Origin of the sequence: Pseudomonas fluorescens, from assembly GCF_041354075.1 — a bacterium.
Lineage (GTDB): Bacteria > Pseudomonadota > Gammaproteobacteria > Pseudomonadales > Pseudomonadaceae > Aquipseudomonas > Aquipseudomonas fluorescens_CE.
In genome coordinates, this window is sequence record NZ_JARZGC010000012.1 from 79202 (window position 1) to 95407 (window position 16206).

A 16206-nucleotide genomic window follows, 5' to 3' on the forward strand; every position below is an offset into this window, starting at 1 on the left:
CTGTCCTTGATGGCGGTGGTATCACGCTGCTTCGCCGTTACCACGCTTGCTGGTGATCTTTACCGCTCGACCGAGCGCAAACAGCAGCATGTCGATGTTTACTACGAATCCCGGTTCCGAATCCTGACGCACTTTAAAGTGCTTCGAGAGCCAGCCTTTGTAGCGTTCGATACAGGCGACATCGTTATCCCAGTTGATCTTCTTGCGAATGGTCTGGATCTTGGAAAAGTCTGGGTCGTTGATCTGTTCATAGAGTTCGAAGGCACGAAGCACGTGCTGATCGACAATGGATTCCGAGCGATCAGCCAGGTGTCGACCGAACTGTTTGAATACCTGACCTGGGCCGTTAGTCAGCGATGTTGGTCTGACATCGGCTGCACCTTTGATGATGTGCGCCACCTTTTGCAGGTCGCCGTTCTTCCAGACGAGGGCGTAGAGCAGCTTCTCCAGAGGCGTTTCCAGTTTGGCGCTGAGGTCCGTATGCAAGCGAAGATCGTTGCCAACCTTGGTCATGAGGGAACTGATGTCGTGGTCCGTCAACTTCAACTGCAATTCTGGGTACTTGTTGCGGTCCATCTGCCATTTTTCCAGTAGGGGATCGGACGTCAGTATCTTTTTCAGGTCGGACACTTTGTCGGCGTTCAGTATCTCGGTGAACGTGGTTTCCACCAGCTTCAGGACTTCCAGATTATTCAACATCGCACTCTCTCGTGGGGTCTGATACAGAGCTTGATTCACTCGTGCGACAGATCATGTCGCACGGCGTCAGGGCTCGGTATTTTTTGGAGTCGATTGCCAGCGGCAGGTTGTCGCGAACACGGCAGTCGAAAGGAACTGGTATCAGTCATACAGCCAGGGTTTCAACTCCTTCAGGTTCTCCACCACGATCTGTTGCGCCTCGGGTTTTGGGTCCATGTTCTTTGGATCAATCTGATAGCGCTGCAGTACATACTTGACCAACGCCTGGCGACAGGGAATCTGCAGTCGCCCATCGACCATCCCGAAATCCTCCTGGATTATCGCTTTTTGCATCAGCGTCAGACGCTCGTCGGGTTTGATGATGACGTTGACCTCGCTATTCCACTGGTCGTCGTCCGAGAGGCCATTCTCGGTTTCGCCGTCCATCAACTCAGGGATCCCGCGTAGTCGGCTCAGTACAAAGTCCCGGTACTCACGGTTTTTTTCGCAGTATGCGCGCACGTGCCAGCGCATGCCTGTGTAAACCAACGTATGCGGTGCGATGGTTCGCCCTTCAGGTTCAGGGCTGTTGAGCGAAACGTAGTCGATGTCCAGGCGCAGATGCTCCCGGCAAGCCTTGAGCAGTGGGCGCAGTATCTCGGCCTTGATCGAGCGATCCGGCACCTCCAGCACTTTGGTATGGGCGTAGGCCAACGCCAGGCCCTCAACGTGTGGCGCTCGGGCATTGTTCTGGTAGAGCAGGTGCAGGTAGGCGCTGGCACTGTCGTCGATGAACAGGGGCTTGAACTGTTTGCCCGGCACGTACCCTTTGATCTGTCGATCATATGTAAGGTTTTTGGGCGCATGCTCGGTGATGTACGTATTGATGTCCTTTGACGCCTGTTGGCGGCTGATGCCGAAGCTCTGCATCAAGTGCACCGTGGTCAGCCGGCCTTCCCACCAGGCGACGGTTTCAATCAGACGATAGCGAAGGGCGAGGTCCCAACGGACCTGCTCGATGGTTTGCTTGCGTTTCATGTCGCCTCCATGTGAGTGAATACTTTACCTGTATAAGTCTACATTCTAGACGTGTCGTTGAACACTACATATCGTGACTCTGGCAAGTTTGGAGTTGATGACATGAGGGACATGTTTATGGACGGTTGGGATTGGGTGGCTTTGGTAGCCATGCTGATGCTGTTGACGATCCTGCTGATGCTTTTGGTGCAGTATCTGCAGACTAACAAAGCCTGGAGATTGCTCGAGCATTGGCATGCGACCACGAAGGAGCGTCAGGCGCGGTTGAGCTGGCATGCCGAAGAAAATCGAGAGCTGAAATCGGCGCTGCGGGCGGAAAAGGCTCATGTGGAGCAGTTGCAGCGCAAAGTTGAGATTCTGCAGGCATTGCTGCCTTAGAGGTAGGGGACGAGGGCTCTGGTGAAGTGCCCCGAGATCCGACTTCGCCTGGGGCGTTACACCACATGAACCTCCCAATTCATTTCGTCATTCGAGGTGATGAGCGTACCACCAGTGCGCGTCATGTACTCCGGCAGACTAAGTGCGTGGAGGGCGTGAAGGTCGCGCAACCAGGCTCTTGCCGGGGTCGTTCGAACAGGATGCAGACATCAGTCAAACGGCAGGGGGTCATGTGATCACGACACGTGTTGTCGCGTGGCTAACCCATGCTTACCTCGTCAGCCAAAACAGGAGACCGAAGCATGAAAAATCTTTTCGCATTCATTGGCGTCATCGTCGTTGTCAAAAAGGGCTACGAGTTCTTCTGCGAGTACAACGAGATGAAAGAGGAGCTGGAAAGAAAGCGTTCCGGTGATCCAGCCTGACACACGCCGACGAGCGCCATTCAATCAGACTCACGACAAACAGGTTTTTTTCATGCCTTGGCCTCCCCATCCTTTTACATTTACCTGCCCCCAATGCCATTGGCATAAAACGACGGTACCACCCAGTGATGCGCTGCGTGAGGGCAGAGACTGGTTTTCGGCGTGCCCTTCATGCCAGCACATCGAATTGGATGTCCGACCCGCGACGGGACTCGAGATCTTCAAGGCCAAGCTAGTGCGTCCGTTCAGTTGATTTCCATCTCAATTCGAGGTCCCCGATGTGCAAAGATGATGCTGATACTCCCGCGATTATCCTGTCATCCTTGCAGGATCAGTCGGGGGATGTAGCCGAGTACAGCGAGGAGTTTGCAGCCATGATTCTCGATCAGGAGGAGAATGGCTGCTTCAAGGAAATTGACGTCGACGACATGCTCGAAATGCTCGACCGCATGATCCTTGAGGCTGCAGGTTTGGGCAGTGTGCATTAGCTTTGCAGGGACAGCGTCAGCAACTGATCCAGTTTGCATGACGTTACCTGGCCATCCATGCCCCAGTGGTCGCAGGAGTAGGTGCCGCCGCGCAGCGCTTTTCCGTCATCGTCGTAAACTGCAATCACCGCATTCCAGAGTGATGATTTCGGAGCTTCGCTCAGCGGGTCCAGACACAGGAGATGAGTGGGTTGGTAGACGCCATTTTCCTCGTAGCCCTGATGCCCCACAACCATCAACCAGTGACCTTCCAGTTTCGACCAGCTCACGCAGATCAGAGCAACAGCATCGCGAGCAATCTCGTCCTGTACGGATTTAACAAGCTCTTTCTTGTTGCCATCGATCAGCGCTGAAATAACATCTTCACGGCGAAAATGCTCAGCGAGTTCCATCAGGTCTCTCGTGGTGGTGCCCCGGGAAACCAAGGCGCCATGCTCTCGAAGTGCGTTACGAAAGCGTCCTTCGCGGCTGCGCCCGTCCCAGTCACCCATGTAGGCAATACGGTCCCGTTTCAGTGCTCCCAAGGTGATCAGGCCCATCATCAATGCGTATGGCCCGCAGGCACCGTCCGCATCGCCTTGACGCATATGGACCAGGCCCGGCTCATCTAGGGCGCAGGTAACCGGACCATCGGGAGAAACCAACAGCCAAGGGCTGACAAACATTTTGTTCACGGCAAATTTCCTTGTTGCTGCGAGTTTTGAACCAGTAGCCGTAGCTAACATCGTTGGATGGACGTCACAATCACGATGCAAGCGGTCAAATCAGAGCTGGACCACCGGGTAACAGGCATCTCCCCAGAGTGTGTCGGGGTTATCCAGCATCAACTCAATGATCAACGGGACCAGCTTGCCTAGCAGATTGCTGCAGTCGCGCAGTTGCGGCCGGTTGATGCTGCTGTTCCAGGTTGCACCACCGTGCATCACCTGATTACGCAGGGTGTAGATTCGATTGAACAACACAGCGAGTACTTCGGCAGTATCACGCTTTGCCAGAGCGGACTGCGCACGACGTCGGCCTGCTGCGAAGCGTTCCGTCCACTGATCTTGCGAGATTTTTCCATTCTGGTAATCCCAGAAACTTTGAAAAACATACTGATTGTCCAGTAGTACTCGAATGCTTCCCGAAAATTCCGTCCAAACCAGATTCTCGATCTGTCGCTGGCGATCCAGGTCACACAGCTTGCACAGGAAGGCTCGGAAAGTTTCCTGCTCCGACAACCGAAAGTTCTCGTCGATGTCAGTGGCATAAGCCGCGTTGAAGGCGATCCAAAGAAAAACAAAACGGCCGTCGGCGTCGTCTGTCTGTTCGGCTCGTTGCAACCAACTTAAGGCGCGGTGCACACGCAGGGTCAGATTGACGTGGTGGTTGTCACGTTCAAGACGGTGGCGGGCCTTGAGGGTCTGGTAATTCATGAATGCTGGCTCGTTCGGAAAGGTGAGGAAATATCGGTCAGATTGCGGTTTCGTGCAGAGCCAGGCTCTGCCGCTGACAGTCGATCAATGCCTGACGCAAATTAGCCGGCTCATCGACACGGATGGCGCCGGCCTGAGACAGCAACCACCATTTGAGCTCCCAACTGTCGTTGACTGTAGCGGTCAAGCGAGCGCCATTGGGTTCGACCATCAGAGCCATATCTTCTGATAGCGGGGTCTCACGAAGGCGGTTGGCGAGAGCAGGGTCGACCCAGGCACGCAGTTTGATCGACTCGGAGATACCAAATTGCATTGCACCACTCTGGATGTAATCCGGAAGCTCAAAATCCGCAGGACGTCGGCTGGATTTCCCTTTGAGTGCGACGTCTTCGAAGCGATGCATGGCATAGAGTCGCACATCGTCAAATGAGTCGGCACAGGCAACCAGATAGGTGATTTGCCCTCGTTGAACCAATGCCAACGGGTTGAGCGTCAGCTCTTGGACGCGGTTTTTGTTTGCCGACTGGTAGAGGCAGAGCAACTGCTGATCTTCGAGCAGCGCTTGCTGGAGCACGTCCAGATGCTCTGCGTTGATTTCCGGGGCAATCAGATTCAGCGTCGGTTGAACGCTGGCAACCTTATCGATCCAGCGCGCCGAAGCACTCTCCTCACTCAATGCCTTCAGCTTCTGTCGAGCCTGGTTGAAGCGAGGTTCCAGGCTTTTGAGCATCAGGCCCGGAACCAGGGGGCGAATGCTGTCTTCCACCAGACGCAGGGTCAATGCCTCTCCCACCGTGATGCCCGGCAGGTCAATGGATTTACCTGGTTGCCAGTACCAACCGTAGGGCGTGCCTTTATCGTTGCAGTGCAGCGGGAAGAGCCGCGAGAGTTCGTTGAGATCTCGTTCAACCGTGCGCTTTGTCGTGCGGTGGCCAGCGTCTTGCAGTTGCTGGTGCAGGTCGGCTGCAGATAAGCCGGGGGCACGATTGGGTAATAGTTTGAGCATTTCCCATTGGCGGGAAATTGTTCTGCCGGTCGAGTGCGTGGGCAACGTTCGCTTCCTTACTCTGGCTCACGGAGAGCAGAGCATGGCGTGAAGTTTGTCTAATATCAACTGGCCATTCTACGAGTCGCACCGAGCCGTTTTTTTCGATTTTGGATGAGCTCGGCATTTGCTCTTTTTAGCTACTACGTGCGTCGCACCCTGTCGCAGCGTAATAAATAATAAAAAATGAATCGAAAAATTGCGCGTGATATCGTAATGATATTACGCTGCTAGGCTTCGAGCTTCGAGCTTTGTCTACGCGAGGGCTGGTTCGGGATTTCGATCAAGATATGGACCCATCTGCCGATGGCTTCAGGGTAGCCCCTTTCGATACGCCACCAAGGAAAAGGACAGGAAAAGTTATGGCTAACGAGTTGACGCTGAGCAAACTGACCCAAGCGCTGGATTGGGCCTACGAAAAGGCAATGGACGGCATTCCTGGGACGGAAACGGCTCGAGAGTTCGCTGAAGAATACCGAAAAAATAACGACAGCGCGCTGGATGCAGCCAACTCCCTTATTCGTTGGCAAAATACTAAAGCGGCTACATCAGGCTTTCTGACGGGGCTCGGCGGAATCATCACACTTCCGGTAACCGTTCCCGCAAACGTTGCCAGCGTGATGTATGTACAACTGCGTATGATCACTGCCATGGCCTATCTTGGAGGGCATGACCCGCGTGATGATCGGGTTAAAACCCTCGTTTACACATGCTTGGCAGGAAATGCAGCCAAGGATATTTTGAAAGATGTCGGTATTGTCATAGCCAGTAAAGTGGCCATGAGCTCAATCAACAATATCAGCCGAGCTACGATTACCAAAATAAACCAGGCCGTAGGTTTCCGTCTGCTGACCAAGTTCGGCACTACAGGCGCGATAAATCTCGGCAAGGCCGTCCCTCTTTTGGGGGGGCTGGTTGGGGCAGCGTTCGATTCGGTGACCACAAACACTGTCGGCAACGTGGCCAGGGATATCTTTGTCCTGAATCCAGCGCCGGCAGCTACGACTGACGTTCGATCCGAAGCGGAAACTGGAGAGGTTGTGTAATACGAAGTTTAGATGCGACATTTGAGACACTCTCTCACCAGTTAGGTATTGCGTCTGTCCGCATCGCTACCTCACTTCTCAGGTAGCCGCGATGTGTTCAGGTTCCTGCATGCGGATTGCAGATCGACCTCTTCATCTTCGGCTATACCTCCAACGATGCGAGTGATGGTATCGAGCATTTCCTGCTTGAGTTCGCTGAACGCGCTGACCATTTCTTTGAGTCGGCGCTGATCATTGCGTAATCTTTCGATCTTTTGCTTGATCGTTCTACGCCGTTTCTCAGCCAAATTTTCGGCGATAGGCAAGAGCTCGTTCAAGGCAGCCAGCAGCTCACGGTTATGGGCCACAGCATTACTGTTGTGGGCGATGATGGCGTCCATTACTCGTGCGCAGGCCAAACGCTTCTGGGTGCGCTTGGGCTGGTTACTGAGCGTATCAAGCCAGGCGCGTACGTCATCGCCGGCAACGTGCTGACCCGCGAGATCATCCAGTGGGGCGGCCCAGGCCATCAGCCCGGCCCGGATGATGCCAGCCTCGTCGAGTGCCTGCGCTGTGCTGTTGAGAATCCCCTGGATGCGTGAACGACCGACCAGATCCGCTTGGGTGACGACAAAGAAGATGGGTTTTGGGTGGTTGAGGGTCTGCAGAAACTCCAGGTCATCACGGCGGATGGAGCCATTTTTGGCACTGAGCAGCCAGATCACGTGGTCGGCGTCGGCCAGTTGGCGCTGGGCGATCCGTGCATCGCTGTGCACGGCGTCGTTGCGGTCAGCCTTGCTGTAGCCGGGCGTATCGAGGAAGGCGAGGCGCTGCCACAGGCCTGGCAAATGGATCATCAGCAGGCGCAGGACATGAGCGAAACCGATCTCCACTCCGAGCGTTTCCTGGTAATGCTTCTGGAAGGCATGGGTGATTGCCTCTAGAGCACTGCGGTCCAGGGCAACCTCCTGGGTGAAACTGTTCAGCGCGATGATTTCCTCACGCTCGCCCTGCACGAGGTAGCTGGGGATCGCGGTGGTGGGCTCAAGCGATTCGGGCAGCACATCGACGCAGAGCAGGCTGTTGAGAAAACGCGATTTGCCGGCACTGAAGCCGCCGCCCACACCGATCACGGTTTTGTTGGCCAGGTTGGGGAAAGCAACCAGGTCTTCCAGCGACTGCTCCAGCGCCACCAGCTCGCGATAGGCTTGTGCTTCGGCCGGGTAGTCGTCGCGCGCCGCGAGATTGACAAAGCTATGGTGGATCATTTGGTGCAATCGATGCAACTGCTGGCGATGTTGGCTGCGGATCGTACCTTGAGGCTGGGCGATCAGCCGGGTGATCAGCTGCAGGCCCATCGCCGAATCCGCCAGATAGGGATTGGCAGTTTCGGCTTCGGCGGCCTCCAGTTCTTCGGGGGAGAAGATGTAATCAAGGGACATATATAGTTCTTCTGTTTGCAAGCCACTGTTTCGTGCTGGCCTCTATTTCATGACGCTTTCAGACGCTCGGCACTTCACGGTCACAGCGTTGCCAGCGCTTTTGCTACCGCCTGACGGGCGGCAGCGATCTGCTGGATGCTCTGCTCCTTGTTGGCTATGTCATTGCGCAAGCTGGTCAGGCTCTGCTGAATGTCGCGGCTCATGCTTTCGACAAAGGTTTGGCCGGTGCTTCCCAGGCTCTTTTCGATTGCCTCTACCTTGCCCTTCACTTCGCCTTCCAGATCACGAATGATCGCGGCCACTGCTTCGCGTTGAGCTTCCTTGAGGCCGTTGATCTGGCTCTCTGATACTCGGTCGCTGCCAAATGATTTGAGGATGCTGAGGCTGTAGTCCTTGTCGCCGAAGCTGACATTTGGAATGGTGATACGGCGCAGGCTCTTGTTGACCTCTGCCAGCATCAGTTCGGCATCGAATTCGGCGCTGCCAGTGTCGAACAGCGACATCGCCGCGACACCCACTTTGCTGCGCAGTTGATCGAGGTCGACACAGCCAATGATTGCCGTCTGCAGCGCCCTGGTGGTCTCTAAGGCGAAAACATGGACCTTTTCGATGGCATCCTGGGCGCTGGCGTAGGCGGTGACTACGTCACGGTAGCGTGTTTCTCGATTACCCCAAGAGAAAGGGTTGTACCAGTTGGACGTCGAAACTGAGTAAGACTCGGTCTTGGTTTCCTTGATTACATCCACCCTCGAATGCTTCTGTGCCTGCTCGCGAATATCTGTCTTGAGCAGCGCGAATTGCTGGCTGGCTTTGACCACCTGCTCGTCAAACACTCCCTCCAGGCGCGCCTTGCCGCTTTGCATGCGCCGGAGCATATCCTGTTCGGTTCTCTCCAACCCTCCAATGTCGCCGTTGCGAACCCGTTCACTGCGCGCCTGCAGGCTGAGCTCAATCTGTTGCAGGCGTTCGCGCGTCCCGTTGTGCACGCCTTCGATCAGCTGTTGTTCCTTGCTGGCAATCAGGTGCTGTTTGCGTTCTCGCTGGGCGAGGATCTCGTCGCGTAGCGCCGGAATGTTGGAGAGTTGCCGCAGGCTGTTCGGTTCAAAGGCAAAACCCGTGGTGGTGCACAGCTGATCGAGTTGTTCCCGGTCTTCTTCGGACAGCGCATCGAAGTGCTCGGCGACCAGCCACGCCCAGCTGGAAATGAAGCGTGGTGGGGATTTTTTGACAGCGCCGAGGATGCGCCGGGTCTTGCTATCCTGGTCTGGCTGGTTGATCTGCGCTTCCAGTGTCAGGCTGGCCTGATCGGACATTTTCTTGTCCAGCAACTGCAGCATGGCACCGGTTCGTACCGCAGAACGTTTCTCGGCAGGTGCCCGTTCGGCGAGCTTGCTGGCTGTGATGGCGATACCACGATCCTGACGCAGAGCAAGATCGCGCTGCGATCCGACCAGAAACACCGCCTTTTCGTCGATACCCGCTTCGGGTAGCTGCTCGCGCAGCACCGCCATGTCGGAGGAGGTGAGGAACTGGCTGACTGCGGAGAGCAGGAAGATCACGTCGCACTGGCCAAGGAAGCTTCGGGTGATTTGGCCACGGGATACCACTGGGTCGTTGAAGCCGGGGGTGTCAATTATTTCCAGGCCCTGCAATCGTTTGTCGTCGACATGCAGCACGGACATCTTGGTGATGGCCGTGAAGCGTCCGCCGCTGCCAACATATTCGTGCAGTGCATGGGCGAGATTCTCTGCGCCGCCGGCGACGTCCAGTACCTCGGTTTTACCCAAGTAGTCGCGGACGTCGAGGCCCTTCCTGCGTGCCATTTCCACCAGCTCCCTTGAGGAACGGATGGCTTCGGGAACGTGGCGATCGATCTCCTGCGCACTATGCATGCGAGGTGTCACGTTAGCTTTGGCGAAAGGGCTGTCGGACTTCTGCGGCTCATTCAGCCTGCGCTCTGCTTCGGCATACGCCTTGGGGTACTCGTTGGCACGTAGTTCGATATCTTCCCAGTCGTCGGCGCTGTAGAACACCACTTCAGCCTTGGCTTTGGAGGCGTAGACAATTTTGGTCAATGCAGCAGTCATTGGCGTGTCCGCCTTTGGCAGCAAGTCGCGGCCGAAGAAGGCAGCATTGAGGAACGAGGACTTGCCGGCCTTCATTTGACCGACAACCGCGATGCGCAGGTCGCGATCTTTTTCGCGTACAGCTTTAAGGTTAACTTCCAGCCCGTCGAGCAAGGCTTTCAAACCACTGAGTTGTTCTGGGTCGATAGCGGCGGCATGCGGGGTCAGCGAATCCAGGGAGAACACATGGGATGTCATTGGATTTTATTCCTGAACATATGAATCTGAGAAAACCAGCCTGCCGACTGAGGGGGGCGACTCAATCGTTGTTGATTCAGCAATGAAGCGGCCTTGGCATGTTTTTGCACCGCCGCCTTTTCCAGCCAACTGATCGCGTGAGCGGAGTTTTTCCGTAGTCCCTGTCCATTTAAATAGCGCTGGCCAAGTTCAAATTGGGCATCGGCATTTCCGCCCTCGGCCGCTTTGCGATAAACCGCGATGGCCTTTTCCAGGTCCTGGGAAACGCCCAGGCCTTTCTCGTAGAGCACCCCGAGCGCGTACTGTCCGGCGGAGCTGCCTCGTTGGGCCGCGAAATTGACCACGTGGAAGCGAGCTTCGGGGTGACCTTGCTCGGCTGCTTTTTCAAACCAGTGCAGTGCCTGCTGGTGGTCTTTCGAAGTACCTTCACCATTGGCAAGGCAGACGCCCAGGTTGAATTGAGCGTCAATGTGCCCTTGCTCCGCAGCCTGAAGGTAGCAGGCCACAGCGCTTTGCAGATTTTCTTGCAGGCCTACACCGTTCTCGTAGCAGACGCCCAGGTAAAACTGAGCCTCCATATGGCCCTGATCTCTGGCCTTGCGGTACCACTCTGCTGCGAGGCGTTCGTTTAGACACACGCCCTGGCCTAGCTCGTGGTAGATGCCCAGGTGAAACTGAGCAGCGGAGCTACCCTGGTCCGCTGCTTGCTGGAAGAAGGTAATCGCTGAGTCGTAATCGCCTTCTTCATGCAGGGCCAGCCCCTTGGCAAACAGTTCTTCAATGGAAAGCGCATCAATGGCCAGATCACCGATGATCTGCGTGATGATTTCCTGCATCTCGTGTTTCAAAGCGGTGAACTCGTCGACCAGTTCAGCAAAAATTTTCTGCTGGGCACGTTGCTCCTGGAGCAGTTCCTGGAGCGTTACCTGTTCACTTTGAGGCAGTTTTTCCCGGAGGGGCATCAGGGTATTGAACAGCGATAATTTTCTGCGGCTGTTGGACAGATTTTCCCGGTTGTGATGGATGTAACCGTCCAGCACACGTTCGCATGTGCGCCTGTGGTGGGTGTACTTGGGCGCTTCGTCCAGTGCTTGGAGCCACACGCGAATATCATCACCAGCGATCAACGTTCCCTGTTCGGTTTCCAGGGGAGCCGCCCAGGCCATCAGTCCGGCGCAGGGAATGCCAGATGCGTCGATCGCCTCTGCTGTGGCTTGCAGAATAGAACCGATAGACGAGCGGCCAACCAGATCGGCCTGAGTGACAACGAAGAAAATCGGTTTGGGATGATCGAGGCTGCGCAGAAAAGCCAGATCATCCTGACGAATCGAACCGTTCCTGGCGCTGAGCAGCCATATCACGTAGTCGGCTTCGGCCAGTTGTCTTAGCGCAACGGTCTCATCACTGTGATGGCTGCCAAGGGCGTCTGCCTTGCTGTAGCCGGGCGTATCAAGAAAGGCCAGGTTGTTCCAGTCGAAGCTTGCGCAGTGGAGCATCAACAGCTTGAGCACATGGGCGAGACCGAATGACTCATCAAGGCTGTCGCGGTAGTGACTGGTGAAGGCGTGAGTGATGGCCTGGAGGCCGTCGTGGTCCAGCCGAATCTGCTGGTTGAAGGTGTTTAGCGCGACGATACCGTCTTCGCCACGGGTGATGAAACTGGGAATCGCCGTGGTCGGCTCCAGCGACTCCGGTAGCAGATCCACGCCGAGCAGGGTGTTGAGCAGGCGCGATTTACCGGCGCTGAAGCCACCACCGACACCGATCACGGTCTTGTTTGCCAGATCGGGAAACAGAGCAAGGTTTTCCAGTGACGTCTCCAGCGCCTGCAGTTCTCGCAACGCCTTGGCTTCGCCGGGATAGCTGCCTTTAGACGTGAGGTCGATGAAGCGCTCATGGATCAGTCGATGCAGCGTGGCGGACAGTTGTTGACCTTGCGACAGGCCCACGCCAGGGCGTGGTTGGCCGACCAGGCTGGCAATCAGTTGCAAGCCTTTGTCGGGGTCACTCAGGTAAGGGTTGGTGGTGGCCGATTGCGCAGCTTCCAGGTCTTCGAGGGAGAGGTTGAAATCAAGCGACATCGGTGCAGGCCTCCGCAGGGCAGGGTTGGTGCTGGCTGCTGTGGTCGAGCAATTGGGCGACGCTGTTCAGCGCCTGTTCGGCCTTGTGCTGGATTTGTTGCTTGCGTTCACGGTCGGCCATCAGTTGTTGTTCGATGCGTTCGAGGTTTTCCCGCTGCGTGGCCAACTGTGCGGCCAGTCTGTCGCACATATCGGAGATGAATTTACGGGCATGCTTGTCGAGTGCATCGGGAATCACGCCTTGCAACTGGCTGATGACTGTTTCAATCGCGTCATTGGCTTTGCCTTCAGCTTCACTCTCCTTGTTGCTGCGCGAAGCAAGCTGGCCAACCGCGCTGCCGATCAAACCGCCGATCAAGGTGCCAATTCCCGGCACTATGGTGCCTATGGCCGCCCCGGCCGCTGCACCGGCTGCGGAGGCACCCAAACCGGACTCGGCCTCCATTCCGGCCGGGCCGTCGCCGGAGATTTGAGGTCCCTCACCGGCGTTGAACTCGATATGACTGCCCAGGCGTTGACAGGCGTCCTTGAGGCGTGTGGTCAGGTTTTGCTCAATGGCCAACTGGCTAGCGTTACGCGCATCGGCGGTGAGCAGCGGGCCAATGCCCTGGCCAGCCAGCAGCATCTGCTTGTAGGCCTGGCGACGGTTGCGCAGGTAGCTGTTGACGGTGGCCAACACGTGGCGGCTGATCGGTCCGCGGCAGTCGCGTAGCAGGCTGTCTTGCTCGTTGGTGTAATTTTCTTTGAGGCGGGCCATGCCCTTGTCGAGGATCTTCTGCTGCTCGAGCAATTGCTCGGCGCTGGTGTCCATCGCCAATTGCTGACGAATCAGACGTTCGGCCTGAACCAACAATGCCTTGATCTGCGCAGCGAAGCGCTCGTGGAACAAGTCCGCCTTGCGTGTTTCGAGGCCAGCAAGCGAATCCTCGAAGCCACTCAGATCACCCTCACGCGCAGAGCAACCTCGGGTCGGCTGGCGTGGGTCTAGGCCAGCCTGTTCGGCGAGGGAGCGGCGCAAGGATTCGCGCTGCTGACGGCTGTTCAGTGCCTCCTGGCAGACCAGCAGGGAAAACGTCTGACCCAGGGAGCGCTGGCGATCAATGAATGCCAGCTCGTCGATACCGACCTGGCTGATACGGGTGACGCAGAGGATGCACGAAACTGCTTCACCGATGTACTGCTCCAGGGCACGTTCATGTTGGCCGTTATTGGAGCCCAGGCCCGGCGTGTCGACCAGCACCAGATCAGGGTGGCGGGCGAGGGCAGTGCGGCAAAGGTGCAGTTCGACGAACAGCGGTGGCCGGGCGCTGGTGTCTGGGTTGGCGATCAGTGCGTCGTAGGCTGTGAGCGGTTTTTCTTCGCGACTTACCTGGCCGGTCGCGGCGTCCTCCAGCCAGTGGATGACCAGCTTTTCCGTGCCCGGTTCAGCATAGTGAAATTCAGTGGCCAGACTGGTACAGGCACCCAGGTCGTCCTTCTGGATCTCCTCGCCCAGCCAGCAGTTGAGCAGGGTCGACTTGCCAACACTGAACTTGCCGATCAGCGGCACCTTGAGGTGGAAGCCGGTGATCTGCTGGCGTAGGGCGTTGATCTCCCCGGCGAAGCTCTTGGGCAGGATGTTGTCGCCCAGCAGGTCGTCAAGCACTTGCAGTTGCCCCAGCCAGTGCTCCTTGTACCGACTCAGGTCGCTGCTGCGTACCACCGAAAATCCGGCACACTGGAGGTGGTAGAGCAGTTCGGCGAGAAAGTCCCAGGCGGGTAGCTCCGTGGCCGCGCCATACCCCCAGCGGGCCGATACGCTGTCGAAGTCTGTTGGTGCAGTACCGCCGCGCAAATCAAGCAACCAGAGGGCGTTCGGGTTGCACAGGTCAGCCTGAGGCAGCGCGGCCAGTTGCAGGGTAAGTGCCTGCAGACAAGCAGGTTGCTCGCTCAACTGGGTACAGAACTTGCCGATGTGCACGGGGTGAGCATGATCCAGCCCTACGAGCAGGCACATCTCTTTGAGGCTGTTCAGCTCGTGGACTGTCCACTGGCCGTCGGTGAGGCGAAAGAAATCGTTGGCCAGACAGCTGAGACGCAAGGCCGCAGGCAGCTCGCTGAGCGCTTTGCCGTCAAGATGACGCCTGTTGGGATGCAGTAGCCAATCGTGCAGGCGGCTGGTGCGTTCCAGGGTATCGAGGCGGCTCTCATGCGCACTCAGGCGGTCGCGTAGCTTGCAGTAGACTCCGGCGAGCGAGAGATAGACGCGTCGCAGATCCCGGTTATGACGATCTCCCAATCGCTGGATCTCGGCGAAGGCGCCGTTCAAGCGGTTCTGCAACGTGCAGGCGAACTCGAGGGAGATTGCGCCTTTTTCCTGAACCGCTGCAATCAGGCGTAGGGCGGCGAATTGCGCCTGGGCCAGATCACGGTCGTTCTCGGCGGCAATGTGTTGATTCTTGCCGGTGATGGCGCTCATGAAACGCGACAACACTCCCTGTTCACGCAGGTGTGTGGCCCGCCCGCTGACGGGGGAAAGGGTGGCGAGGGCGTCCAGCACCGAGGTTTCGACCGCCCTGCGGTTGTTGCTGTTCTGAGCCAGGAAACTGACGACGGCCGTTTCAAGTTGCTGCCGCTCGATATCAGCCAGCAGCGCAGTGTTGTCCAGAGCCAGGTGCTCGAGCGCGAGGGGAATATCGTCTTCGGCCAAATCGAATTTCTGACTGAAATCGTCGTTGCGAATGTGCCGGTCGAAGTCATGGATATCGCCGATGGTGCGGCTGTGTTGACGGTCCACCTCGTACAGCTTGTGACTGATCTTGCGCTCCTCTTCGGCTGCCAGGCGGGCGCGCTCCCACAGGGCTTCGTACTGCGCCTCATTGTCCAGGAACATCTGCAGGTGACTAAAGATATGAAGGCTGTCGGTATAACCTTGTTCCATGCGCCTTGCAGCGCCTTCGTTGGAAAAGTCGAGCGTGGCGCTGACGCCGCCCAGGCTATTGGCAGGAACGATTGGCAAAATTCGCACCCCGGGATAGTGGCGCGGGTCGATACTCAGGTCGTCGGGCGACAGATACACCACCACGATGGTGTCGCAGCCAGTCTCGATCAGTGGCCGGATCGGGGTGTTATCAATCTGTTTATGCGGCAAGCCCCAGTAAAAGCCACCATCGGTATAAATGCCGTCGTCAATGGCGACCTCATCGAAGATCAGGGGCAGGGCCGCCGTACCGAGCAGCATGTCCGCTGCAGTGTGGGTGTCGCGTACCGAAAGGTAGTCGACCCGGTTGGCGGCAGTATTGTGCAGCGCCACGGTCAGCGGCAGCGCCGAGGAAGCCAGCCTGCCTGCGTCCAGGCCTTCGGCGATCATGCTCTTGAGGCCATCCTGCTTGAAAAAGCCCTTGGTGCTGATGAAGTGGCTGAGCAATGGCGAGATCATGCCGCTTGCGGTCAGTAACGCCAGCCGTGAAGCCAGCCCAGGCACATCCTGTACGGAAAGCATGTTGTTGCTTTCGATGTTCAGCCACATGGATTTGGCCTGGTCGAGTTTGTTTTGAGCAAACATGGCCCCGTTGAGTCCGCCTACTGAAGTGCCGGAGATGGCGCTCAGTTGGCTGTCCAGTCCCAGGTCGCGCATAGCCTGCCAGACGCCGATCTGATAGGCGCCCTTACCACCGCCGCCAGATAGGGTAAGACCGAGTTTCCTGAATTTCATGCTCTGCTCCATGAGGGGGGCGGCGTCTCTAAGAGGGCTCGTCCGAGTCTTCCAGATGAGGGGTATCGGGGGAGGGGCTGTACGAATTGTCGGAAGCTCGGGGAATCGTCGTTGCCCGATAACTCACGGCAGACGGCCTCTTTAGTCGGGCGCGGGGGGAGGGACATTCCAAG

Annotated in this window: 13 protein-coding genes; 4 read left to right on the forward strand and 9 right to left on the reverse strand. The window is 56.9% G+C overall.

The features are described from left to right. Positions 1-21: 21 nt before the first annotated feature. A complete protein-coding gene (locus QIW53_RS16960) occupies positions 22-699 on the reverse strand; it encodes a hypothetical protein (RefSeq protein ID WP_371050749.1) in 678 nt (225 codons plus the stop codon). Positions 700-840: 141 nt separating this feature from the next. After that, positions 841-1716, reverse strand: a complete 876-nt coding sequence (locus tag QIW53_RS16965) for a helix-turn-helix transcriptional regulator (protein WP_371050750.1) — start codon at positions 1714-1716, stop codon at positions 841-843. A gap of 102 nt (positions 1717-1818) precedes the next feature. On the opposite strand from QIW53_RS16965, the gene QIW53_RS16970 reads away from it, so the two are divergent. The 3 genes from QIW53_RS16970 to QIW53_RS16980 all read left to right on the forward strand — a co-directional run bounded on the left by QIW53_RS16970 (position 1819) and on the right by QIW53_RS16980 (position 3007). Then, a complete protein-coding gene (locus QIW53_RS16970; RefSeq protein WP_371050751.1) occupies positions 1819-2094 on the forward strand; it encodes a hypothetical protein in 276 nt (91 codons plus the stop codon). A gap of 302 nt (positions 2095-2396) precedes the next feature. Then, positions 2397-2519 carry a hypothetical protein gene (locus QIW53_RS16975; protein ID WP_371050752.1) on the forward strand — a complete coding sequence of 41 codons (123 nt, stop codon included), beginning with the start codon at positions 2397-2399 and terminating at the stop codon, positions 2517-2519. A gap of 278 nt (positions 2520-2797) precedes the next feature. After that, on the forward strand, positions 2798-3007 hold the full coding sequence (locus tag QIW53_RS16980) for a hypothetical protein (protein ID WP_371050753.1): 210 nt from the start codon (positions 2798-2800) through the stop codon (positions 3005-3007). Here the strand turns inward: QIW53_RS16980 and QIW53_RS16985 are convergent. The 3 genes from QIW53_RS16985 to QIW53_RS16995 all read right to left on the reverse strand — a co-directional run bounded on the left by QIW53_RS16985 (position 3004) and on the right by QIW53_RS16995 (position 5473). After that, positions 3004-3672, reverse strand: coding sequence for a hypothetical protein (locus QIW53_RS16985; protein WP_371050814.1), 669 nt, complete (start codon positions 3670-3672; stop codon positions 3004-3006). The two genes, QIW53_RS16980 and QIW53_RS16985, sit on opposite strands and share 4 nt — an antisense overlap. A 99-nt stretch (positions 3673-3771) precedes the next feature. Further along, the gene (locus QIW53_RS16990) at positions 3772-4422 is read right to left on the reverse strand and encodes a hypothetical protein (RefSeq protein WP_371050755.1); all 651 of its coding nucleotides are present in this window, start codon (positions 4420-4422) and stop codon (positions 3772-3774) included. Between the two features lie 37 nt (positions 4423-4459). After that, the gene (locus tag QIW53_RS16995; protein WP_371050756.1) at positions 4460-5473 is read right to left on the reverse strand and encodes a helix-turn-helix transcriptional regulator; all 1014 of its coding nucleotides are present in this window, start codon (positions 5471-5473) and stop codon (positions 4460-4462) included. A 356-nt stretch (positions 5474-5829) separates the two neighbouring features. Here QIW53_RS16995 and QIW53_RS17000 point away from each other — a divergent pair, with 356 nt between their 5' ends. Beyond that, positions 5830-6513, forward strand: a complete 684-nt coding sequence (locus QIW53_RS17000; RefSeq protein WP_371050757.1) for an EcsC family protein — start codon at positions 5830-5832, stop codon at positions 6511-6513. A 71-nt stretch (positions 6514-6584) separates the two neighbouring features. Here QIW53_RS17000 and QIW53_RS17005 read toward each other — a convergent pair whose 3' ends face one another. From QIW53_RS17005 to QIW53_RS17020, 4 genes are all read right to left on the reverse strand, one after another. Beyond that, positions 6585-7934, reverse strand: coding sequence for a dynamin family protein (locus QIW53_RS17005; RefSeq protein WP_371050758.1), 1350 nt, complete (start codon positions 7932-7934; stop codon positions 6585-6587). 80 nt (positions 7935-8014) lie between these two features. Then, positions 8015-10258, reverse strand: a complete 2244-nt coding sequence (locus QIW53_RS17010; protein ID WP_371050759.1) for a dynamin family protein — start codon at positions 10256-10258, stop codon at positions 8015-8017. Then, on the reverse strand, positions 10255-12339 hold the full coding sequence (locus QIW53_RS17015; protein ID WP_371050760.1) for a dynamin family protein: 2085 nt from the start codon (positions 12337-12339) through the stop codon (positions 10255-10257). Before QIW53_RS17015 ends, QIW53_RS17010 begins: the two co-directional genes overlap by 4 nt. Then, the gene (locus tag QIW53_RS17020) at positions 12329-16033 is read right to left on the reverse strand and encodes a patatin-like phospholipase family protein (protein ID WP_371050762.1); all 3705 of its coding nucleotides are present in this window, start codon (positions 16031-16033) and stop codon (positions 12329-12331) included. The genes QIW53_RS17015 and QIW53_RS17020 overlap by 11 nt, the downstream gene beginning before the upstream one ends. Positions 16034-16206 lie beyond the last annotated feature (173 nt).